At 68.5% G+C, this 22,062-nt stretch carries 19 protein-coding genes, 1 tRNA gene and 1 pseudogene; 10 read left to right on the top strand and 11 right to left on the bottom strand.

Features of this window, described 5'->3' with window-relative positions:
- Window positions 1-330, top strand: a pseudogene (locus tag LY13_RS24785) (IS3 family transposase); the annotation flags it as partial.
- 288 nt (window positions 331-618) lie between these two features.
- On the opposite strand, the gene LY13_RS24780 reads toward LY13_RS24785, so the two are convergent.
- Window positions 619-1,902 (bottom strand): competence protein CoiA, encoded by a 1,284-nt coding sequence (locus tag LY13_RS24780; RefSeq protein WP_253830983.1) that lies wholly within the window; start codon window positions 1,900-1,902, stop codon window positions 619-621.
- A 381-nt stretch (window positions 1,903-2,283) separates the two neighbouring features.
- On the opposite strand from LY13_RS24780, the gene LY13_RS24775 reads away from it, so the two are divergent.
- The 5 genes from LY13_RS24775 to LY13_RS24755 are packed head-to-tail and all read left to right on the top strand — an operon-like array spanning window position 2,284 to window position 7,028.
- On the top strand, window positions 2,284-2,889 hold the full coding sequence (locus LY13_RS24775) for a helix-turn-helix domain-containing protein (protein WP_253830982.1): 606 nt from the start codon (window positions 2,284-2,286) through the stop codon (window positions 2,887-2,889).
- Window positions 2,882-3,601 (top strand): B3/B4 domain-containing protein, encoded by a 720-nt coding sequence (locus LY13_RS24770; RefSeq protein WP_253830981.1) that lies wholly within the window; start codon window positions 2,882-2,884, stop codon window positions 3,599-3,601. Before LY13_RS24775 ends, LY13_RS24770 begins: the two co-directional genes overlap by 8 nt.
- Window positions 3,602-3,648: 47 nt before the next feature.
- Entirely contained in the window at window positions 3,649-4,884 is a 1,236-nt protein-coding gene (locus LY13_RS24765) for a trans-sulfuration enzyme family protein (protein WP_253830980.1), read from the top strand.
- A gap of 52 nt (window positions 4,885-4,936) precedes the next feature.
- The gene (locus tag LY13_RS24760) at window positions 4,937-5,839 is read left to right on the top strand and encodes a dihydrodipicolinate synthase family protein (protein ID WP_253830979.1); all 903 of its coding nucleotides are present in this window, start codon (window positions 4,937-4,939) and stop codon (window positions 5,837-5,839) included.
- Window positions 5,832-7,028 (top strand): MFS transporter, encoded by a 1,197-nt coding sequence (locus LY13_RS24755; RefSeq protein ID WP_253830978.1) that lies wholly within the window; start codon window positions 5,832-5,834, stop codon window positions 7,026-7,028. The genes LY13_RS24760 and LY13_RS24755 overlap by 8 nt, the downstream gene beginning before the upstream one ends.
- 84 nt (window positions 7,029-7,112) lie before the next feature.
- Here LY13_RS24755 and LY13_RS24750 read toward each other — a convergent pair whose 3' ends face one another.
- The 3 genes from LY13_RS24750 to LY13_RS24740 form a co-directional block, all read right to left on the bottom strand.
- On the bottom strand, window positions 7,113-7,976 hold the full coding sequence (locus LY13_RS24750; RefSeq protein WP_253830977.1) for a site-specific integrase: 864 nt from the start codon (window positions 7,974-7,976) through the stop codon (window positions 7,113-7,115).
- 188 nt (window positions 7,977-8,164) lie between these two features.
- Entirely contained in the window at window positions 8,165-9,274 is a 1,110-nt protein-coding gene (locus LY13_RS24745) for a tyrosine-type recombinase/integrase (RefSeq protein WP_253830976.1), read from the bottom strand.
- A gap of 262 nt (window positions 9,275-9,536) precedes the next feature.
- Window positions 9,537-9,610 (bottom strand) — tRNA-Ile (locus LY13_RS24740).
- Between the two features lie 371 nt (window positions 9,611-9,981).
- Here LY13_RS24740 and LY13_RS24735 point away from each other — a divergent pair.
- Window positions 9,982-11,097 (top strand): WD40/YVTN/BNR-like repeat-containing protein, encoded by a 1,116-nt coding sequence (locus LY13_RS24735; protein ID WP_253830975.1) that lies wholly within the window; start codon window positions 9,982-9,984, stop codon window positions 11,095-11,097.
- A complete protein-coding gene (locus LY13_RS24730) occupies window positions 11,094-11,417 on the top strand; it encodes a MoaD/ThiS family protein (RefSeq protein ID WP_253830974.1) in 324 nt (107 codons plus the stop codon). Before LY13_RS24735 ends, LY13_RS24730 begins: the two co-directional genes overlap by 4 nt.
- Window positions 11,418-11,502: 85 nt before the next feature.
- Here the strand turns inward: LY13_RS24730 and LY13_RS24725 are convergent, their stop codons facing one another.
- Complete coding sequence (locus LY13_RS24725) at window positions 11,503-12,783, bottom strand: cytochrome P450 (RefSeq protein WP_253830973.1); 1,281 nt, start codon at window positions 12,781-12,783, stop codon at window positions 11,503-11,505.
- 126 nt (window positions 12,784-12,909) lie between these two features.
- On the opposite strand from LY13_RS24725, the gene LY13_RS24720 reads away from it, so the two are divergent.
- Window positions 12,910-13,935 carry an LLM class flavin-dependent oxidoreductase gene (locus LY13_RS24720; protein ID WP_253830972.1) on the top strand — a complete coding sequence of 342 codons (1,026 nt, stop codon included), beginning with the start codon at window positions 12,910-12,912 and terminating at the stop codon, window positions 13,933-13,935.
- Window positions 13,936-13,940: 5 nt separating this feature from the next.
- On the opposite strand, the gene LY13_RS24715 is transcribed toward LY13_RS24720, so the two are convergent.
- Window positions 13,941-14,333 (bottom strand): SCO5389 family protein, encoded by a 393-nt coding sequence (locus LY13_RS24715; protein ID WP_253830971.1) that lies wholly within the window; start codon window positions 14,331-14,333, stop codon window positions 13,941-13,943.
- A 295-nt stretch (window positions 14,334-14,628) separates the two neighbouring features.
- Entirely contained in the window at window positions 14,629-15,801 is a 1,173-nt protein-coding gene (locus tag LY13_RS24710; protein ID WP_253830970.1) for a coiled-coil domain-containing protein, read from the bottom strand.
- 339 nt (window positions 15,802-16,140) lie between these two features.
- Between LY13_RS24710 and LY13_RS24705 the strand changes: the two genes are divergently transcribed.
- Entirely contained in the window at window positions 16,141-16,833 is a 693-nt protein-coding gene (locus tag LY13_RS24705; protein ID WP_253830969.1) for a hypothetical protein, read from the top strand.
- On the opposite strand, the gene LY13_RS24700 is transcribed toward LY13_RS24705, so the two are convergent.
- The 4 genes from LY13_RS24700 to metK form a co-directional block, all read right to left on the bottom strand.
- Window positions 16,815-17,699 carry a mycobacterial-type methylenetetrahydrofolate reductase gene (locus tag LY13_RS24700; protein ID WP_253830968.1) on the bottom strand — a complete coding sequence of 295 codons (885 nt, stop codon included), beginning with the start codon at window positions 17,697-17,699 and terminating at the stop codon, window positions 16,815-16,817. The two genes, LY13_RS24705 and LY13_RS24700, sit on opposite strands and share 19 nt — an antisense overlap.
- A gap of 150 nt (window positions 17,700-17,849) precedes the next feature.
- Window positions 17,850-19,310, bottom strand: a complete 1,461-nt coding sequence (gene ahcY / locus LY13_RS24695; protein ID WP_253830967.1) for an adenosylhomocysteinase — start codon at window positions 19,308-19,310, stop codon at window positions 17,850-17,852.
- 519 nt (window positions 19,311-19,829) lie between these two features.
- Window positions 19,830-20,807: a carbohydrate kinase family protein gene (locus LY13_RS24690; RefSeq protein ID WP_253830966.1), complete on the bottom strand. Its 978-nt coding sequence runs from the start codon at window positions 20,805-20,807 to the stop codon at window positions 19,830-19,832.
- 111 nt (window positions 20,808-20,918) lie between these two features.
- On the bottom strand, window positions 20,919-22,062 hold a 1,144-nt coding region (gene metK, locus LY13_RS24685; protein WP_253830965.1), incomplete at its 5' end, for a methionine adenosyltransferase.

Below are 22,062 nucleotides of genomic sequence, written 5' to 3'. Positions count from 1 at the left end.
TCCCGCCAGACCTATGGGTGCCGCCGGGTTACCGCGGCACTCAACCGCGACGGCATCGAGGCCAGCGTCGGCCTGGTTGTCGACCTGATGCGCGAGCAGGGGCTGGCCGCGGTGCAGCCTCGCGCCTACAAGACCACCACCGTGCCCGGCCAGCAGCCGGTGTCCAGTCCGGATCTGCTGGTGCGGGACTTCACCGCCGCACAACCCGGAACGCGGCTGGTCGGCGACATCACCTACCTGCGCACCGGCGAAGGGTGGCTGTATTTGGCCACGGTGCTCGACCTGGCCACCCGCATGGTCGTCGGCTGGGCCATGGCCTCCCACATGCGCACCAGTCGCGGTCGAGGTTCGGCCCCTGCGCACAGATGTCCCGTCGACGCAACACGATCGGGCACGCCACGGCGCACCACGATCTTCAGACGGGCCGGGTTGTCAGCGATGAAGACCCCACAGGGATGACTTACCTGGAGTTCCTCAGCGAAACCCTCGGCGTCTTCGAAGCGCTCTCGACGCTCGCCCAGGTCTTGAGAGCCACCCGAGTGGCGTCATCGCCGGACTTTGTCCTGCCGGAGGGGTAACCCGCAGGTCAGCGGTGAGCGCCCTTCCTGAACATCGACGCTAGCGATACCGACGTACACCCGAGATCAGGACGCCCAGCAGGATCACGGCACGCCAGGTGCCGGCCACCCAGAGGGCAAGCTCGGTCAGAGCGGCGTTGGTGACACCAGCGCTGGCTGCGGCTGCGATCAGGCCGAGGAAAAGGGCACAGATAGCGGCGCTGCCGTACCGGCGGGCTGGCCAGGGACCGCCCAGCGCGTCGGCGAGGCTTTCACGAAGTGTCAGATCGCGGGGCGGGGTGGGCACACGCTTGTGCGGGTTAGCCTGCGGTTTCGTGTGTTCTACGGCCGGAGGCTCCGGGGTGGGGGTCGTCGGTGGCTCGGGTGGTGACGGCGCCGGTGGCGGATCCGTCTTGACCGACGCGGCGGTAGTCGGTGACGGCGTGGCGGGCGTCCGCGGGGACGAGGAACGAGCGTGGAGTGCTCCAGTTGAGCGGGCGGTCTGGGTGCGTGGCCGGGTGTCTCGCGGGGTCGGCTTCCGCTTCGGCCGGCGGTGTGGGGGTTTGCTTGGTTGTGCGACGGGATCTGTCCAGTGCTGCCGGCGATCGGCTCGGATCCACCACCACTCGCCGCTGTCGAGATACGGGTCTCTGCGGGAGGGCACTACCTGCCCACGCGCGATGGAGTACACCACCTGCGACAACGGCACGGACGTAACCGGGCACCAGATTCCGCCCTCCTCGGTCCCGATGTAGCGCTGGCACCCGTCGACCACCGTCCAGTCACGCTCCTGCGAGCCCGCCGAGGCTGTGGGCCCGGTGACCACGAGCGCGCCATGGGTTCGGAACCACGGGCGTTGATGTCCTTTGACGATCCACACGCACTCGATCCCCGCCTCCCGGTAGCGCTTGCTGCGGTGTCGGGCATCCTCCTCGGTCTGGGGGCTGAGCTGGATCTCGAACGCGACACGACGCTGCGATCGCGGATCGGTGGCCAGAACGTCGGCACGCCAGTCCTTGGTGGGGCTGGTGACTTCCAGAGCGGCGTGCCACCCCGCTCGTCGAGCCCACTCGGCGCAGCGTCGTTTCAGCTCCCGATGCTCGCGCGTTTCGCTCTCGGCCGGGCACGTGGGCCGACTCGAGTCCTTGTTATGCGCGAAGTGGGGCCGTTTGCCCCGGTTCGCACCGCCGCGAGGGTGCATGTCGCGACCACACTCGCGGCATTTCATCGGCAAGGTGTCGTCGTCACGCACCTGTTGCCAGGACATGCCTCCGCCCACGTCGCTCTCGTCTCGAGTGGCATCGAGTACGAGATCCCGATCAGTCAGGTATGTCGTCAACGGCATGCCATCGCTCCCGCGCGGCCCCACATCCACGCTCGGTGGTCCAGTCGCATGGTGGCACCCACGACCGACAAGACCGGCCCGCCCAGTCGCAGTCTCACCCGCCTGGCCGAGCATCATTACCGCCGCTCACAACAAGCAGCGCGAGTTCGCATCAGTCGCGATATCAGCGGGTTTGCTGGTCGTGCGGGGTATTCGCGCGTGCGATTCGGGCGTTGAGAGCCAGGTTCCAGCGAAAGGGAGCTCGGAGAGGCACGCAGGTTGAGCGGGCACCGCGTGCGGGTGGCAACCCGGCCCGAACGAGCTGGACGATTCCGCCACGTAGATACGTGAGCATCGCCGACTGGCACAGATGATGCCCTCGTTGTGCACTATGATGCACTTATGGACGTGAAAGCAGAGAGCCTGGCACGCGCCATCGGCACGAGACTGAAGCAGGAACGCGCTGCCCACGGCTGGACGCTTGACCAGCTCGCCCAGAGTGCGGGGGTGAGCCGGCGCATGGTCGTCAGTGTCGAGCAGGGGGCTGTTAACCCGAGCGTGGGCACGCTGCTGCGGCTCTCCGACGCTCTCGGGGTGGCGCTGCCCGCCCTCGTCGAGCCTCCGGCACCGAAGGCAGCGAAGGTGACTCGCGCCGGTCAGGGTGCGGCGCTGTGGACCGGCGAGCAGGGTGGGCGCGGCGTGCTCGTGGCCAGTACGGAGCCGCCGGAGGTTATCGAGCTGTGGAACTGGACGCTCGCGCCCGGTGACCGCCATGAGAGCGAGGCCCATGCCGCCGGCACCCGCGAGCTCCTCCAGGTCTTGGAAGGCACGCTCACGGTCGAGGTCCACGGGCGGTCTCATGTGCTCGCGGATGGTGACGCGCTGGTGTTTCACGGCGATGCCGAGCACTCCTATTTCAACCCGAACGACGACCCGGCCCGGTTCACGCTCTGCGTCCACGAGCCCGGTGTGGGACACGCCCACCTAACGGAGACCAACGATGACTGAGACCCAAGCACTCGACGCGTTCCTCGCCGAGTGCGAGGTCGACCCTGCCGTGCTCGAGCTGCGCCCGGACTACCGCGCGCTTCTCGTCCTGGTGAGCGGGATCAATCCTCGAGTGTCCTCCTCGGCGGTCGACGAGCTGATCGACCGGGCCGAGGCGCATGCGCGAGCGCTACTCGCTGCCTCGCCGGTGGACGAGCTGGACCACATTGCCGCGTGGCGGGAGGCGTACCGGGCGTTCGGCGCGAAGCCGCAGCGCACCCGCAACAGCCTCGAGGCCCTCACTCGGCGTGCGGAGAAGGGCCTGCCACGGATCAACGCGCTCACCGACATCTACAACGCGATCTCCGTCTTGCACCAGATCCCACTCGGCGGCGAGGACTTCCACGAGTACGAAGGGCCAGCCCGGCTGATCCGAGCCAACGGCGACGAACCTTTCGACACGACTGCGAACGGAGAAATGGTGCGCGAGTATCCGGACACCGGCGAAGTCGTATGGTGCGACGACGCCGGGGTGACCTGCCGACGCTGGAACTGGCGTCAGGGCCGACGCACCGGACTCACCGACGACACCCGGACGGCGCTTTTTATCCTCGACGCCCTCGCCCCGGCTACGACCGAGGAGTTGGCCGCGGCCGGGAACAGTCTGGTCGAGGCCCTCACTCAGCTCGGCCCCGACGTGCGCGATTCGCGCCGACTGATCCAAGCTCCATGAGCAGCCGACATGACAACGTCCGAACGAACGCCGGGAACACACCTTTCATGAGTACCGAAGAGTCTTTTGTGGACGCCCCTCGCCCTGACAGATATGACCATGCGACGTTGACCGGGGACACATGGGCCGTCCACGGCGGCAACCGGCCCGATGAGACGACCGGCGCGATTCGCACCCCGATCGCGATGGCGAACTCCTATCGCCTTCCCGCGGATCCGACTGCTCTGGCCGAGGACGATCCCGATCTTCTGGTCTACACCCGGGAGTCGGGGGCGAATCAGCTCGGTCTGCAGGACAAGCTCGCTCATGCCGAGCGCGGCGAGGCCGCCGCAGTGTTCACGACGGGGATGGCAGCGCTGCACGGCGCGTTCTTCACAATCCTGGCCCCCGGAGACCACGTCATCGTCTCCGACATCGTCTACATGGGAACCTTTGACCTGCTCACCTCCCTGTTGCCGAAGAAGATGGGCGTCCAGGTCGACCTCGTCGACATCACCGACCTCAACGCCGTCCGAGCAGTGATCCGGCCGAGCACGAAGCTGATCCACACCGAGGTCATCTGTAACCCTGATCCCAAGGTCGCCGACGTCGCAGCCCTGGCCCGAATCGCGCACGGCGCCGGAGCTCTGCTCACCGTGGACTCGACCTTCACCCCGCCTCCGCTGATGCGCCCCCTCGATCACGGGGCCGACCTGGTCATGCACTCGCTCACCAAATACATCAACGGACACGGTGACGCGATGGGCGGAGTGGCCATCGGCGACCGTGATCTCGTCGACCAGATCAAATTCGGCGCACTCCACCACGTCGGCGGGGCGATCGCGCCGTTCAACGCCTGGCTGATCATGCGGGGATCACTGACGCTGCCTCTGCGCCTGCAGCGACACTGCGAGAACGCGCAGGCCATCGCTGAGTTCCTCGCCTCCGACCCCCGCATCGATCTCGTCGCCTACCCGGGGCTCGCAGGCGATCCCCATCATGCGTCGGCATCAGTGCAGCTGACCGGCGGCTACGGCGGAATCGTGTCCTTCGCCATCGCCGGAAGCCACCAGGACAGGGTCCAGTTCATCGACGACCTGCGCTTGATCACCTCGGCGGTCTCACTCGGCCACGACGAGACCCTCATCGCATACGAGCATTACCCCCCAGAGCGCGCCGCCGGCTTCCGAGAGCCGTTCGGCGACCATGGACTGATCCGTCTCGCCGTCGGCCTGGAATCCGCCAAGGACCTCATCGCCGACCTCGACGCCGCCCTCACCACCGTTTACGGCCCCCGCACATGACCGGACCACGCGGTATCAAGTAACCGTCGGCCGTCCGCACGAAGGAGCATCCATGACCAGCATCTTCACCGGACTCTCCGCCTTCCCCCTGACCCCGCTACACGACGACACGGTCGACGCCCGCGCCTTCGCCCGCCTCATCGAGCGCCTGGCTGCTACCGGAGTGGACTCGATCACCGCACTCGGCTCGACCGGCTCGTACGCCTATCTCACGACCAAGGAGCGCGCTCGCGTCGCCCGACTCGCGGTCGAGCACGCCGACGACACCCCGGTGCACGTCGGAGTGGGTGCACTGCGCACATCACATGTCCTCACCAACGCCGAGGCCGCCCAGGCGGCAGGCGCTGCCGGGCTGCTACTGGCCCCGATGACCTACCAGCCCCTGACCCACGACGACGTCTTCGAACTCTTCCGCGCCGTCACCGCCGCGACCGACCTGCCGGTCATCGTCTACGACAATCCTGGCACCACGCACTTCGAGTTCAGCAACGAGCTCTACGGCCGCATCGCTGAGCTTCCCGGCATCGCCTCAATCAAGATCCCCGGCGTCCCCAATGATCCCGAGGCCGCTCGGCAGCACGTCGCGGCAATCCGAGCCGTCATCCCGGAGCACGTCACCATCGGCGTCTCCGGCGACGCCTCCGCCGCGACCGGGCTCAACGCCGGCTGCGAGGCCTGGTACTCGGTCATCGGAGGGACTCTGCCAGCACCGGCGATGGCGATCACCCGCGCCGCACAAGCGGGCGGGGCGGCCGACGCCGTCGCGGAGTCCCAGCGACTCGCGCCACTGTGGGATCTGTTCGCGCAGTTCGGCGGCAGTCTGCGCGTCGTCGCAGCGATCGCCGAGCAGCTCGGTCTGGCAAGACGACCGAGCCTCCCCCTGCCCATCCAGGGACTCTCCCACCAGCAGCGCGAACAGGTCGCTGCCGTGGTCAATCTGCTCGGCCTTGGATGAGCACGAGTCCGGGGCGGCAGCCTCCGGAGCTTCCGGCCGCCTGGCACGGTACGTCGTCGCGGCGACCCTCGTGCGCTCCGCCGACGGCGGCGCGGTCGTTGCGATCGTCCTGCTCGCCCACGCTTCCGGCCAGCCCGACTGGGCCTCTGGCCTGCTCGGAGCGTCAATCACCGCCCCACACCTCCTCGGCCCGTTCATCGCTCGTCGCCTCGACACCGCCCGCGACGGACGGAAGATCATCGCCGCCTCCGCTCTCATCCACGGGACGCTCCTCGGCGTCGCCGGCCTCATGCTGCCGGTCACCTGGGCCGTGGTCCCCGCGCTGCTGCTGATCCTCTCCGGCATGTTCGGCCCGATGCTCACCGGCGGAGTCAGCAGCCGCCTGCCATCCATCGTCGGACGCTCCCAAAAGAGCCAACGGCGCGCGCAGAGCTGGGACGTCGCAAGCTACGGCATCAGCGGGACCCTGGGGCCGGCTGCGGTCGCCTGGATCGCTGCAACCTCCAGCCCACTCCTCGCGACCCTGGCCCTCGCGACGGCAGCGATCGCCGGGGCCGGGGCCGTCCTCGCCCTCCCGCGGCAGTCACCACTCCACGACCCCGGCACGGTCCCGTCCCCGGCCCACACGCTGGGCAGCATCTGGCGTTTCGGTCCGCTTCGGCGCACCCTGGGCCTGACCGTCATCGTCGCCTTCTCCGTCGCGGTGTTGCCCATCTACGCCGTGGCAGTGGCCCCGTCCTTGGGCGATGCAGCCTTGGCCGGGACGCTCGTCGCCGGCTACGGAGTCGGGAGCCTGACGGGATCGGCAGTCCTCATGGCATGGCCGATGCGCGGGGATTCCGACAAGCTCACCAGTGTCCTCGCAGCCGTCGTCGCTGCAGCACTGCTGCTCGTGATCGCGACGCCGAACTTCACCACGGCCCTCCTTGCGTTCGGCGCGGCCGGGATCGCGAACTCCCTGTTCTTCGCTGCGACACTCGCCGCCCGCAGCGAGTACGCCCCGCTCGAGACGCGAGGACAGGTCTTTATCTGGGTCGGCGCGCTGAAGATCGCCGCCGGCTCGGCCGGCACCGCCGTCGCCGGGACGCTCATCAGCGGAGCCTCCTGGCTGGCGGTCGCGATCGTCGCGGCCCTCTCGGCTGCCGCTGCGACGGTCTGTCTGATTCAGCGGAGCAAAGGTCGAACCTGACTCACCTGGCGCCGGGGTCGACGTGGTCCCAAGCCGACCTTCGCATAGACAACATCCGCTGGGTGACGAGTAAGGACGACCACCTCAGCGACCGTTCTTGTCGGCCGCGTAGCGCTGCCAGGTGGTGCCTGTTTCGAACGCAATCCGAGTGGCGGTGGTCGTGCTGTAGCCGAGCATGTCAGCGATGACGGGTGCCGGAGCTTGCTGCAGAAGATGCCGGATCGCAGCAGCGCGGCCGTCGAGATTGGACAGTCCGAGGTTACGGAGCCGGAGCGAGGTGGTGGTCAGGTGCTGTCCTGCACGGCGTCCGGGGAACAGACAGCGGTTGCGTGCGTTCGCGGCGCTGTTGAGATTCAGCCGGTTGTCGAGGTAGTTGGTCAGCACCCCAGCGAACGGTTCAGGCACTGGCGTGGGCGGGCCTCCCAGGCGCAGGAGTACCTGGTTTTCGTCCCGGATCACGTCATCGACGGTGAGTCCGGCAATGCGAATGAGCGGCTGGGCATAGAGCAGGATCAGCAGTGCGAGTACCTGATCTGCGACCGGAATGGTGTCGTCGGTGAAGATGTGACGGACGTACGCTACGCGCTCGTGCTGTCCCAGCGGCGCGGCTCGAGTCGGTACTGATCGCGGCAGCTGCAGGGGTGGAAGTTCGCGTTGCCGTCGGCACCATTTCAAAAAGGGGCGCAGGCTGGCGACCTGTCGGTTCTCTGCGCTGGCGGTCCATGTGTCGAGGTCGTTTTGGGTGCACTCGTCGATCCGGCGGCCTCGGTCGGCGAGGTAGGCCAGGAACCGCTCGGCGTCGCGCAACATGGTGCGCGCGTTGTTCTGCCGGTAGGAGGTCACTGGCTGGTTCTCACGTAGGCGACGTGAGACGTGCCAGGTGGCGAACCGGGTCAGCAATCTCCGGTGACCGTCGTCGCCACGCTCGGCGAAGGCGCCACCCACCACGAGCAGTCCCCAGCACGCCCGCCCCACCCGACCGCGGCGCCGTCGCGGCGCCATGACGCCGAGAGCCCGGTCGGCAGCCGGCGGCGTGCGGCCAGAGTCCGCACTTCCGCTGAATCCTTCCCCACCTGACTCAAGCGCGACCTCGCCTTCGGGGTAGGAACACACTCCACGGCCGCCGACGGATCCGGTCACTCCTCGGCACTGCCCTTCGGCGGCCGTTTCGGCAGTCGAGAACCCAGGATCTCGGCTGCTTTCCGGTCACTCGCCGCCACCCACGCCGCGTAAACCCGGAGCGTGGTCGCTCCTCCCCCGCCGTGCCCCAGGCGGCCGGCGACCGTGCGGAGATCGACGCCCGCCGACAACAGTTCGGTCGCCGAGAAGTGGCGTAGTGCGTGGATGTGGGTGTTGACCGGCGGGTTCAAGCGTGCCGCCATGCGCTTGTACCGACGAGAGATCGCGTCCGGCGGATACGGCGTGGTCGCATCGGCACTGCGCGCCCCCATGAACACGAACATGTCCTCATCGAGCTCCACGCCAAGCTCGGCGAGCTCGTCGCGACAGTTCTCCTTGTGCGCGCGCAACAACGTGACCGTCTCGGAGTCGAGGGCGACCCGGCGCATCTGGTGCGTCTTCGTGTCCTTCTCCAGACCCTTGCCTTTGCTCTGCACATAGGTGTGCCTGATCTCGACGGTCTCGGCGTCCAGGTCGACGCGCGACCACCGCAACCCGGCAACCTCCGCCCGCCGCATGCCGGTGGTCATCACCAGCCACACGAGCGTTCCCCAGTCGTCCCCCAGTTCGAACGCGGCCTCCACCAACCTGGCCGCATCAGCCGGCGTCGGGGGCTGGGGATCCGGCGGGCGCAGCTTCGGCCGCTGGGCATTCTTGGCCGGGTTCGTTTCGATCCATTCCCACCGCACCGCGGCGTTCAGGACGCTGCTGATGATCGAGTGGATCTGCCGCACCGTCGAGGCCGCCATCGGCTTGCACCGGTGCACGACGCACTCCGCCACTGCACAGTCGTGCTCGTCCTTCGCCTTGTGCTTCTCGACGAACGGCTTCCCATCGCAGCGCATCCGGCAGCGGCGCAGATCGGCGTAGAGATTCTCCAGCTGCCGCGCACCGAGCTTGCTCACCGCGATGTCGCCGAGCACGGGCTTGATCACGCGGTCGATGTATCCGACATAGCTGTCCCGGGTGCTCTGTTCGATGTCGGCGGTACGCAGCCACTCATCCACCGCATAGCCGAACGTCACCGTCGACGCCGTCGATCGCTGCTTGAGCACCTTGGCCCGCAACTGCGTCAGCGTGTTCTCGGCCTTCCGCCACGCCGCATCGTCCGTGCCGTTGATCTTCTCGCGCAGTACGTCCGACGACCCGTCACCGGATCGGTCCCGGCGAACACGACGACGCGAAGACTGTCGCCGCGCTGCTCAATGCGACCGCGCTGGCGACCTCCGGAACGGGTGCGAGCCATACCCGGAGACTACTCGCACCCAAACCCGCACCCAAGGGTCGAAACCCGGATGGGCGGACGATTGAACATGCAGGTCAGAAGGGTGGGCCGGGTCGGACTTGAACCGACGGCCAAAGGATTATGAGTCCTCTGCTCTAACCAACTGAGCTACCGGCCCCCACGCCGATTCCGGCGCCGGCTGCACTATATCGGTGGAGCCTCCCCGGCTCCGCAGCGATCCTGCCTCCACGCCACATCCAGCCGCCGGCAGGGCCGCCGCGGCGTGCTCCCCCATCGCCGCAGTCGCCCCGACCTGCAGGTCGAACGGCGATTCCCAAAACTGTCGGTACCCACTCGTACCCTCCACAGCACCGTCATCGCAGGGCACGACCCCGGTCATCCCGGTTCCACCGACCGAGAGGCCGCCTGCGCCGACAACCCCGTGATCTTGCCTGTGTGATGTACGGTTGTTTTTGAAAAGTGATCTCAGTTACAGTACAACCCAAGCGCCTCCGACACCTCCACCATGACTCGAGAAGGGGACTCAACATGGCCGGCGTACGCGTACTCGTGGGCACCCGTAAGGGCGCCTTCATCCTGACCGCCGACGGCACCCGCCGTGACTGGAAGGTCGACGGCCCGCTCTTCGCGGGCTGGGAGATGTACCACCTGGCAGGCTCGCCGCAGAACACCGACCGCATCTACGCCTCGGCGTCGCTCGGCTGGTTCGGCCAGCAGATCCACCGCAGCGACGACGGCGGCACTACCTGGACCCCCGTCGGCAACGAGTTCACCTACGACGGCGACGTCGGCACCCACCAGTGGTACGACGGTTCGCAACGTCCCTGGGAGTTCACGCGCGCCTGGCACCTCGAACCGTCACTGTCCGATCCGGACACCGTGTACGCCGGTGTCGAGGACGCCGCCCTGTTCCGCTCCGTCGACGCCGGCCGGAGCTGGCAGGAACTCCGCGGCCTCCGCTGCCACGAATCCGGCCCCGACTGGCAACCGGGCGCCGGCGGCATGTGCCTGCACACGATCATCCAGGACCCGCGCGACGCCGACCGCCTGCACGTCGCGATCTCCGCCGCGGGCGTGTTCCGCACCGCCGACGGCGGCAAGACCTGGCAACCCGCCAACCGTGGACTCAACTCCGGCCAGATCCCGCAACCCGAAGCGGACGTCGGCCACTGCGTCCACAACCTCGCCCGGCACCCCGCCCGTCCCGACACCCTCTACATGCAGAAGCACTGGGACGTCATGCGCAGCGACGACGACGGCGCCAGCTGGTACGACATCGGCGACGGACTGCCCACCGACTTCGGCTTCCCCATCGACGTCCACGCCCACGACCCCGACACCGCGTACGTCGTGCCCATCACCAGCGACGAGCAGCACTTCCCCGTCGACGGCAAACTACGCGTCTACCGCAGCCGCACCGGCGGCGGCGAGTGGGAACCGCTCACCCACGGACTTCCCCAAGAGCACTGCTACGTCAACGTGCTGCGCGACGCCATGGCCGTCGACCGCCTCGACGACTGCGGCATCTACTTCGGCACCACCGGCGGGCAGGTGTACGCCTCACCCGACGCCGGCGACACCTGGACACCCATCGTGCGAGACCTGCCGTCCGTCCTGTCCGTGGAAGTGCAGACCCTGCCATGACCGAACCGGCCACCACCACCGCGATCCGCGTCCACCTGCCGACACACCTGCGCAAACTCGCCCACATCGACGACGGCGAACTGACGCTCGACGTGCCCGGCACCGTGACACTCGGCGGCGTACTCGACATCCTCGAACACCACTACCCGGTCCTGACAGGCACCATCCGGCACCACGGCACCGACAGGCGCCGCGCCTTCATACGATTCTTCGCCTGCGAAGAAGACCTGTCCCACGAACCGCACGACACACCACTGCCCGAACCCGTCGTCCGCGGCACCGAACCACTGCTGATCATCGGCGCCATGGCAGGCGGCTGACACGACACCCGGCCAGGCAGGCGGGGCGACCACCGAGCCGCCCCGCCGAAGCCGGTCGACCCGGCATCCCGTCGGCCGAAGCCGGTCAGCCCAAGTGAACCGGCAACTTCTCCACGCCGTACACGATCGACGTCTGCCGGAACTCCAACTCGGCCGGATCCACCGCCAACGTCATGTCCGGGAACCGCCGCACCAACGCCGAATACGCCGCACGCAACTCCAACCGCGCCAGCTCCGCGCCCACACACCGGTGCGCGCCGTAACCGAACGCCAGATGCTGCGTCGGCGACCGCTCGCCGTCGAACGCCTCCAGATCCGCCCCGAGCGCACCGTCCCGATCCGCACCAGACAACGACACCACGACCATGTCGCCCTTGCCGATCGTCACACCGCCGACCTCGATGTCGTCACGCGCGAACCGCGGGAACGCCACCTGCACCACCGACAGGTACCGCAGCGCCTCCTCCACGAACAGCCGCACCGCCTCGTCGTCCTCACGCACCCGGCGCAACGTCTCCGGATCCCGCAACAACACCAGCGCGCCCAGCGACAACATGCTCGCCGTCGTCTCGAACCCGCCCGTCAACACACCGTCGGCCAGCCCGGCGAGCTCGCGATCGTCGATCTCGTCGCCGTGCTCGCGGATGATCATGCCGATGAGCCCGTCGCCCGGATCCTCACGCTCCTTGCGCACGACCCGCATCAAATACTCGAGCGACTCCGAGATCGCCCCCACCGCGGCACCCGCACCCGCGAACAGGTCGAACCGCGCCACCGCCAGATGCTGGAACTCGTCCCGGTCCTCGTACGGCACCCCGAGCAGCTCACAGATCACCAACGACGGAATCGGGAGCGCGAACTCCTCCACCAGATCCACCGGCTCGCCCAACTCCGCCTTCTTCGCCATCGCATCCAGCCGATCGGAGACGATCTGCTCGATACCCGGCCGCAACCGCGACAACCGGCGCATCGTGAACTCCGGCGTCAACAGCTTCCGCAGCCGCGTGTGCACCGGCGGATCCACGAACCCCAACCCACCCGGATTGTCGTCCGGATTCATCCCCAACTCGGCCATCAGAGTGCCGAAATCGTTACTGAACGCCTTCCCGTTGCCCAGCACGGCCTTCGCCTCGTCGTAGCCGCTGACCAGCCACAAGTTCAGCCCGAACGGCACCGGCAGCTTCCGCACCGGCTCCGACTCCCTGGCCTCCGCGAGCTCACCCACGGGATCGAGACCGTCCCGCCGCAACGGCATCAACGCCGTCTCGGGCAACACTTTCTGCAGGTCGAGGCCGCCCTTGCGCTGCGCGCGCGCCAGGTACAGCCGCGTAGCCCACGAGGTGACGCGCGATCGAAGTTTCCCCACACGTCGACGGTACCAACCGACCCACTCCTGTGACCGGCCGGTAGCCCCCGTATACACCCGCCGACCTGCGGTCCCGTCACCCTCCGGTCCACATCGGACGATGCAACTCACGTAGGGTTACGACCCGTGAAATTCGGGATATTCCTCCTGGGCGCCGTGTTCGGCGACGACGACCCCGGCGCGGCGCTGCAGACCGCCGCCGACGCCGTGCTCACCGCCGAGAACGCCGGATTCGACGAAGCCTGGATCGCGGAACACCACTTCATGTCCTACGGCACCTGCCCGTCGGCCATCACGTTCGCGGGCCACGCGCTCGGGGCGACCAACCACATCACCGTCGGCACAGCCGTGAGCGTACTGTCCACCACCCACCCCGTCGCCCTCGCCGAACAGACCCGCATGCTCGACCGGCTCTCCGGCGGACGCTTCACCCTCGGCGTCGGGCGCGGCGGGCCGTGGGTCGACCTCGAAGTGTTCGGCACCGGCGCCGACGCCCACGACCACCACTTCACCGAACGCCTCGACCTGCTCCTCACTAGCCTGACCGACGACCGGGTTCGCGGCGACGGGCCGAGCCTGACCTTCCGCGAGGTACCGCTCACCCCACCGGCGCTGACCCGGCCGCACCCGCCCGTCACCGTCGCCTGCACCTCCGCCGACACCGCCGCCCTCGCCGCCGAACGGGAACTGCCCATGCTGCTCGGCATGCACGCGAGCGACGACGAGAAGGCCCGCATGGTCGCCGCCCACGACCGCGCCGCGGCACACACCGGCGGCCCCCGGCCCGTCGGCCACACCTCCACCGTGGTCGCCCACGTCGGCCGCGACCGCGCGTCGGCCGTGGACGAACTGCGCTCCTCGCTCCCCCGCTGGCTCGGCCCGGGACTCGCCGGGTACGTGCCCGTCGACGACCGGCCACGCACGCCCCGCGACCCCGTCGAATACGCCGAACTCCTCTGCCGGCTGCACCCCGTTGGCGACCCCGAGTACTGCGTCGACCGGATCCGCACCGGCATCGCCGCCACCGGCATCGACCGGGTACTCATGCTGGTCGAGGGTGGCGGCTCCCGCGCACGCACACTGGCCACCATCGAACGCCTCGGCGCCGAGGTGCTGCCCGCGCTCCGCGGGAGCCGCCCGAACTCGGACTGACCGCCTCAGCAGTCGCGCAGCTCAGGGCTCTGGTTCAACAACTGGCCCCGCACCGAGACGAACTCGCGGTACTCGTCACCGTCGACGGCGCCCGGTCGGAACGCCGCGACCCGGTGACAGTTCTGGAACGCCAGCTTCACTCCGAAGTGCCGCTCCAACCCGCCGCGGATCGAATCCGACGCCAACGCGCGCAGCAGCTGGCCACGCTCGGCCTCGGACGGTGGCGGCGTCGCATGGTCGGCGAACGGCCCGCCCTCGGTCTCCAGGTCCGCGACGACACCGGTGATGATCTCCCACGCGTACGGCAGCGACTCCCGCACGCACGCGACGAACTCGGCGTCGTCGACGCTCCCGCTCTCCGCGCGGTCCAACAACTCGGTGGGCACATTCAGCGACATGGATCGGCCTCCAGCCTTCCTCGCACTCGGATACGGACCCGTCACCGCCGTTCGGCGACGGGCGACCTCGTCCAGTGCTACTGAAACCGATGTTCATGTGCAACAGCACCGTGAGGGTGCCACCGGGACGGACGACGACCACCACACGGCCGGACGCAGCACGGCCACGCGCAGCGACGGCGTTCCCCCGCGAGGGCGCCTCCCCTCGGGCCTCGGACTCACCGTGCCCCGCGGACGGCGGACGTGGCGGCGGGGCAGGCGACGGCGAGGACCCACCGGATCCCGGCGGCCTCGGTCACGTACCCACGGACCTCGTCGCCGCACCGCTGCCCTGTGCCGCCTCCGGACGCTCGCCGTCGGCCGCGTCGGGAGCCCCCGCGTCCACCGCACGCGCGCCTGCGGGATGCGGGTGTTCGCCGCCCGTCCCCGTCGACGACCCGGCGTCGGCATCCCCGTCCCGCGGCGCGGGCACCGCCTCGGCGACCGACCGCAGCTCACCTGCCACGGGCTGCGCGGGGCGCACCGGCTGCACCCCGCGCCCCGGCGTCGCGTAGCCCTGCCTGCCGGCGTCGGCAGGCCACACCACCGGCCCCGGCTCCGCACCGGACCGCGCCGCGTCCTCGTGGGCCTCACCGCCCCCACGCGCCGGCTCCGGCTCCTGTCCGCGCAGCGGCTCCGATTCCGCGTGCGCAGGGTCGGTGAGTTCGCCGACCGCGCTCAGGACCGCCCGTGTCTCCCGCAACCGCGCGGTGAGCGTGCGCTGCACCTCTTCCAGTTGCTCCACTCGGGCGGTCGCCGTCGCGACGACCTCGGCGGCGTGCTCGCGCGCCTGCGCCAGGACGGCCGTCGCCCGGTCCGAAGCCTCCTCCTCACGGCGTCGCACCTGGCGTTCCGACTCGGCCCGCCTCGCGGCCAGCGCCCTGCCGAGCTCCTGCTCGGCCTGCTGGCGCCTGCGGGCCGATTCCTCGTCGAGCCTGCGCCTCTTCTCCTCGGCCGCGCGCTCCCGCTCCTCGGCCTCGGCCTCCAGCCGCCGCGTCCGCTCCGCGAACTCGGCCTCCAGCTGCGTGCGGCGATCGTCCAGTTCGGCCAGCGCGTGCTCGTACCGGCGGCGGAGACGGCCTGCCTCCTCGTCGGCAGCGGTACGAGTGCGCTCGGCACGGTCACGGGCGTCCTGCACGATCTCGGCGGCTTCGACGTGCGCCAGCTCGACCAGCCGCAGCATCCGTTCCGACAGCCCGTCGCTCTCGATCGGGCTGCGGCACACCCGGTCGAACTTGTGCCGCAACGCCGTGTGCGACTCGCGCAGCTCCGCCAACTCGGCCGCCAGCACCTCGGCACGTCGCTGGTGCAGCGCCCGATCCGTTGCCATGGCGCGGTTTTGTTCCTCGAAGGCGGTCAGGTGACGATCGACGGCCTCGCGGTCGTACCCCGCGAACGTCATCCGGAACCGGTTCTGCGAAACACCCATGCCAACCTCCACTGCGCGCCGACGACGTTCGCCGGACCCCACTCCACCAGACACCACACGCCGTCTCACCCACGAGGAGGCAACGTGTGGACGGATCGGTTCGTCCGGCGTACCAAGGAAAAGTGACCGCCTGCGGTTGACCGCCGGCTCCCACCGAACCGACGATCACGACCGCCATCGACACTACCCGAACTCTCCGCCCGCCCACCGCCGAAAACCGTGCGGTGACACGACATCCGACAGCGATGACGACCGCACCGACGCCGGAGGCGACAGCCGACGGCGAGGAACTCGGCCGGAACGCGCACGGGGCGCCTCCGGCCGCGGAAGGGAGCGAGCATGGAGCAGGCCGGACTGACCCATCACGACTGTGTTGCCTTGATCGGCGATCGGGCCCGCCGCGTTACGGCAACGATCTCGGTCGACGGCGGGGAACCCGTCCCGCTCGCGGCGTACGCCTGTCCCGGCGGAGATCTGCTCGTGCCGACCGGCACCGATCCGTCGCTGCCACGGGCCGCCGTCAGCAAGCCCGTCACCGTCGAGTTCACCGAGACGACCGGCCGGGGCGACGAGAACTGGACCATCAGCGGCACGGGCCTCGCCCAGCCGCTCTCCCACCACGACCGGCCGCCGGACGATCACCCGCAAGCCATGCTCTACGCCTTCGACAACGGTATCCGCGTGCTCATGGCGCGGCTGTCGGCCGTGCGCGCCGAGGTGACCGCGCTCCCGCAGCAGCGGACCAACGAGCCGGCCCGCCACCGACCGCACTCGCACCGCCTCGCCACCTCGTCGCAGGGCTCGCACCGGCTGCCTGCGGGCAGGCACCGGGCCCGCGGGCGCCGCGGCGCGACGACGATTGGACCGCCACCGCTGTGGGTAACCCACGGCACGGCGGAGCGGAGCACGAAAAATCCCGGGGTCTCGCAGGCGGACATCTCCGCAGGCGAGACCCCGGGATCTGACGGGGAACCGGTGAACACCGCCGGCCCTGCCGCCTCACGGCGGCCGGATCAGCGCAGCGGCGAGTAGTAGTCCAGCATCTCGGCGAACACCTCGAACGCCGGCTTGGACACGCCGAGCGGCACCTCCAGGTGGACGCTCAGGTCGAACCCGAGGTCGCCCACGCCGTCGATGACGCGCTTGTACAGGTCCACGAGCTCGCGCTTCTTCTGCTCGAACGGCATCTCGGCGAGCCGCGCGACGTACTCCTGCTCCTTCTTGACGACCTCGTTGCCCGGGTCCTGGATCAGCCAGTCGATGAGGCCGATCTTCGTCTCGATCTTGGGCACGAAGCCGAAGGACAGCAGGATGTCCGGGCGGTGCTCGGAGTGCTTCGCGAAGTCGCGCAGGAAGCCGACGATCGCGTCGGAGTAGAGCAGCTGCGTCATGCCGTAGGTCGCGCCGCGGTCGCACTTGAAACCGAATCGGCCCTGCTCCCCTTCCCGCGTCGGGATGAGGATGGCGCCGCGGTTGGGCACGACGTCGGTGAACTCGGCCAGCGCGTCCGTGGGCGCCATGCCGGAGCCTTCGCCGTCGGCCATCGTGCGGGGCACGCCCACGAAGACGATGCCGTCCATCCCCGCGTCACGCAGGGAGTGCAGCCGCTCGGTGAGCTGGGGCTTGTCGTGGAACGCCGTGACCTGGGTGCACAGACCCCGCACGTCGTCCAGCTCGCCGCTGACCGAGTTCCAGAAGTCCAGCACGTCCATCCGTGGCTTCAGCTCCACGGGACGGTCGGACTCCTCCTCGATCATGCCCGGGATCATCAGGTGCTTGATGGCGCCGTCCAGGCCGGTCTCCTTGGCGACGCGCGCGACCTTCTGGCCTTCCTCGACCGCGGCCTGCGGGCCGCCGTCCACCTCGGGCGGGACCAGCTCAAGAGCAATGGTTTTCATGTCGAACCGCCTTCTCGGGTCCTCCGGTGCACGAACGGTGACTGCTTCGGGCTGCGGGTCCGCCCGGCCGGCGGCAGGGCGGACCCGCGCGGTACGCACCGGCGGCCCCGAAACGACGGGGCCGCCGGACACGCCCTCACCGCGAAGTGATCAGTACCGGTAGTGCTCCGGCTTGTACGGACCCTCGACGTCGACGCCGATGTACTCGGCCTGCTCCTTGGTCATCTTGGTCAGCTTCACGCCCAGCGCGTCGAGGTGCAGGCGCGCCACCTTCTCGTCCAGGTGCTTCGGCAGCAGGTAGACGTCCTTGCCGTACTCGCCCGGCTTCGTCCACAGCTCGATCTGCGCCAGCGTCTGGTTGGTGAAGCTGTTGGACATCACGAAGCTCGGGTGGCCCGTCGCGTTGCCCAGGTTCAGCAGCCGGCCCTCGGACAGCACGATGATCGAGTGGCCGTCGGCGAAGGTGAACTCGTGCACCTGCGGCTTGATCTCGACCTTCTTGATGCCCGGGGTGGCCTCGAGGCCGGCCATGTCGATCTCGTTGTCGAAGTGACCGATGTTGCCGACGATGGCCTGGTGCTTCATCTTCGCCATGTGCTCCGACGTGATGATGTCGAAGTTGCCGGTCGTGGTGATGAAGATGTCGGCCGTCTCGACGACCTCGTCCAGCGTCGTGACCTGGTAGCCGTCCATCGCGGCCTGCAGCGCACAGATCGGGTCGATCTCGGTGATGATGACCCGGGCGCCCTGGCCGCGCAGCGACTCGGCCGAGCCCTTGCCGACGTCGCCGTAGCCGCAGACCACGGCGACCTTGCCGCCGATGAGCACGTCGGTGGCACGCATGATGCCGTCCGGCAGCGAGTGGCGGCAGCCGTACTTGTTGTCGAACTTCGACTTGGTGACCGAGTCGTTGACGTTGATCGCCGGGAAGAGCAGGTCGCCCGTCTTCACGAGCTCGTAGAGCTTGTGAACACCGGTCGTCGTCTCCTCGGTGACGCCCTTGATCTCCTGGGCCAGCTTGGTGAAGCGGCCCTTGTCGCTGGCGAGCGACTTGCGCAGCGTCTCGAGGACGACCTTGAACTCGGCCGGGTCCTCGTCGGTCGGCTGCGGCACGACGCCTGCGGCCTCGAACTCGACACCCTTCTGCACGAGCATCGTGGCGTCGCCGCCGTCGTCCAGGATCATGTTGGCGACCTTGCCGTCACCGAAGTCCCAGAGCTGGTCGGTGCACCACCAGTAGTCCTCGAGAGTCTCGCCCTTCCACGCGAAGACGGACACGCCCTGCGGCTTCTCCGGCGTGCCGTTCGGGCCGACCACGACGGCCGCGGCGGCCTCGTCCTGCGTGGAGAAGATGTTGCAGGACACCCAGCGCACCTCGGCACCGAGCTCCACCAGGGTTTCGATCAGCACAGCCGTCTGCACGGTCATGTGCAGCGAGCCCGCGATGCGCGCGCCCTTCAGCGGCTTCGACGCGGCGAACTCGCGACGCGTCGCCATCAGACCCGGCATCTCGTGCTCGGCGAGCCGGATCTGGTGCCGGCCTGCCTCCGCCAACTTCAGGTCGGCGACGGCGAACTCGAGACCGTTCACCTGCTGCAACTTGTTACTCATGACTTCCTTTCTGATCCTGACCCTCGCCTACCGGCACCTACACGACGACGCGCGCCGACGACGCGCTCGTGAGCTGGGATTCCGGCATCGCGATAGGCCTCCTGTGACAGAGGCGCCCTTCCGTTGCCAGGGAAAGTGGCCGAGCGTGGCGGAGGTCTCTCCGCTGCAGCGCCTCTCGGCCCACTCGTAACGAGTTTCCCAGGCTCAATGTTGCGCGGTCAAACATGTCGACACACCGTCACACCCACTCAGGTGTCGGCGCGGTTCGCGATGTCGTCTTCGCCCGGGTTCGCGAGCGCGGTGCCGGACGTGCGGGGCCCGATCGCGCCCGAACCGGCGCCGAGGCGACCGCGGTGGGCATCGCGCCTGCGACATCCGGACGTGTGACGTTCAGGATCCCGTCGCCGCCCTCGATCGGGCCGAGGGCGGCGAGCGTGCCGCCACGGGCCTGCAGCGCAGCGCCCATGGCGCCGCCGGGGACCCGCGCCTCGACAGCCGGCAGACCAGCGCTCGCCATGATCAGACCCGCAGTTTGGACTCGATTTCGGCGGCGGCGTCGTTGCCGTAAGCCTTGGCAACACGGTTCGAGAACTCGGAACGGTCGAGCGTGTACTCCTGCGGCCCCACGGTCTCGAGGACGATGCTCGCGAACACACAGCCGACCTGGGCCGCGCGCTCCATCGTCATGTTGACGCCGAGGGCCCACAGGAAGCCGGCGCGGAACGCGTCGCCGACACCGGTCGGCTCGGCGACCTTGACGTCGGGCACCGAGGGGATCTCGACGGTCGCGTGGCTCTTGCCGGAGATGCGCACGCCGTCGCCGCCGAGCGTGGTGACCCAGCTGCCGACGCGGTCGAGCACCTCGCCCTCGCTCCAGCCGGTGTTCTTCAGCAGCAGCGTCGCCTCGTACTCGTTGGTGAACAGGTACGTCGCGCCGTCGACGAGCTTGCGCACGTCGTCGCCCGACATGATGGCCAGCTGCTGCGAGATGTCCGCGGCGAACGGCACGCCGAGCTGACGGCACTGGTCGGTGTGACGCAGCATCGCCTCGGGGTCGTTGGCGCCGATGAGGGCCATGTCGAGGTCACCGACGCGGTCGGCGACGGCCTTGAGGTCGACGTCGCGCATCTCGCTCATGGCACCGGCGTAGAAGGAGGCGATCTGGTTCTCCTCCTCGTCGGTGGTGCACAGGAACCGCGAGGTGTGCTGGGTCTCGGAGACGTGCACCGACTTGGTGTCGACGCCGTGCTGCTCGAGGAAGGACCGATACTCGCCGAAGTCCTGCCCGACGGCCCCGACCAGGACCGGGTTCAGGCCCAGACGGCCCAGTCCGAGCGAGATGTTCCCGGCGACGCCGCCACGACGGACGTCGAGGTGTTCGACGAGGAACGACAGCGAGACGTTCTCCAGCGAGTCGGCGACCAGCTGGTCCTTGATCTTGCCGGAGAACGACATCAGATGGTCGGTTGCGATCGAGCCGATGACGGCGATGCGCATAACGGGGTCCACTCCCTTTTTGGGTGTATGAAAGCTTGCGGGGCGCGGAAACGGCGCCGGAGGAGACTACTGGCCGCTGCCGGTCTCCTCCGGCGCCGCATGCGTTCGCCGTCAGGCCTTGGCCGCGTCCTTCAGGGCCGCCGCGCGGTTGGTGTTCTCCCACGGCAGGTTCGCATCCGGACGGCCGAAGTGGCCATAGGCCGCCGTCTGCGCATAGATCGGCCGCAACAGATCCAGATCACGGATGATCGCCGCCGGACGCAGATCGAACACCTCATTGATCGCCGCCTGAATCTTCTCCGGCGCGATCTTCTCCGTCCCGAACGTCTCCACGAACAGACCCACCGGCGCCGCCTTACCGATCGCATACGCGACCTGCACCTCGGCACGATCCGCCAACCCGGCAGCCACCACATTCTTGGCCACCCACCGCGTCGCATACGCCGCCGACCGGTCCACCTTCGACGGGTCCTTACCCGAGAACGCGCCACCACCATGCCGGGCCATCCCGCCATAGGTGTCGACAATGATCTTCCGACCCGTCAGACCCGCATCACCCATCGGACCACCAACCACGAACCGGCCCGTCGGATTGATCAAAATATTCGGGTTCTCCGCCTGCAGACCCAAATCCTCGATCTCCGGATCGATCACATACTTCTGCACATCCGCAGCCAGCTGCTTGTCCAGATCGATCCCCTCGGCATGCTGCGACGAGAGCACCACCGTGTCCAACCGAACCGGCTTGTCCTGGTCGTACTCGATCGTCACCTGCGTCTTACCATCCGCACGCAGATACGGCACCGTCCCGTTCTTCCGCACCTGCGAGAGCCGCAACGACAACCGATGCGCCAACGCGATCGGCAACGGCATCAACTCCGGCGTGTCCGAACAGGCATACCCGAACATCAGGCCCTGATCACCCGCGCCCTGCTTGTCCAAATCATCCAGAGCGTTCTCCAGACGCGACTCGTACGCCGTGTCCACACCCTGCGCAATATCCGGCGACTGCGCCCCGATCGACACACTCACACCACACGACGCCCCGTCGAAACCCTTCTCCGACGAGTCATACCCGATGTCCAACACCGCCTGACGCACCAACGCCGTCGTATCGACGTTCGCCGCCGTGGTCACCTCACCAGCCACATGCACCTGACCGGTCGTCACCATCGACTCCACCGCAACCCGCGACCGCGGATCCTGCGCCAACATCGCATCCAAAATCGTGTCGCTGATCGCGTCACAAATCTTG

The sequence above is a fragment of the Prauserella aidingensis genome, assembly GCF_024171865.1.
GTDB classification, from domain to species: domain Bacteria; phylum Actinomycetota; class Actinomycetes; order Mycobacteriales; family Pseudonocardiaceae; genus Prauserella; species Prauserella aidingensis.
This window is presented reverse-complemented; position numbering and strand designations above follow the sequence as displayed.

Coding starts and splice junctions, on each gene's coding strand:
- LY13_RS24700 (WP_253830968.1), bottom strand. CDS start 17,699: ATGAAAACCATTGCTCTTGAGCTGGTCCCGCCCGAGGTGGACGGCGGC.
- LY13_RS24690 (WP_253830966.1), bottom strand. CDS start 20,807: ATGCGCATCGCCGTCATCGGCTCGATCGCAACCGACCATCTGATGTCG.
- LY13_RS24715 (WP_253830971.1), bottom strand. CDS start 14,333: ATGTCGCTGAATGTGCCCACCGAGTTGTTGGACCGCGCGGAGAGCGGG.
- LY13_RS24730 (WP_253830974.1), top strand. CDS start 11,094: ATGACCGAACCGGCCACCACCACCGCGATCCGCGTCCACCTGCCGACA.
- LY13_RS24705 (WP_253830969.1), top strand. CDS start 16,141: ATGGAGCAGGCCGGACTGACCCATCACGACTGTGTTGCCTTGATCGGC.
- ahcY (WP_253830967.1), bottom strand. CDS start 19,310: ATGAGTAACAAGTTGCAGCAGGTGAACGGTCTCGAGTTCGCCGTCGCC.
- LY13_RS24710 (WP_253830970.1), bottom strand. CDS start 15,801: ATGGGTGTTTCGCAGAACCGGTTCCGGATGACGTTCGCGGGGTACGAC.
- LY13_RS24770 (WP_253830981.1), top strand. CDS start 2,882: ATGACTGAGACCCAAGCACTCGACGCGTTCCTCGCCGAGTGCGAGGTC.
- LY13_RS24775 (WP_253830982.1), top strand. CDS start 2,284: ATGGACGTGAAAGCAGAGAGCCTGGCACGCGCCATCGGCACGAGACTG.
- LY13_RS24760 (WP_253830979.1), top strand. CDS start 4,937: ATGACCAGCATCTTCACCGGACTCTCCGCCTTCCCCCTGACCCCGCTA.
- LY13_RS24765 (WP_253830980.1), top strand. CDS start 3,649: ATGAGTACCGAAGAGTCTTTTGTGGACGCCCCTCGCCCTGACAGATAT.
- LY13_RS24780 (WP_253830983.1), bottom strand. CDS start 1,902: ATGCCGTTGACGACATACCTGACTGATCGGGATCTCGTACTCGATGCC.
- LY13_RS24735 (WP_253830975.1), top strand. CDS start 9,982: ATGGCCGGCGTACGCGTACTCGTGGGCACCCGTAAGGGCGCCTTCATC.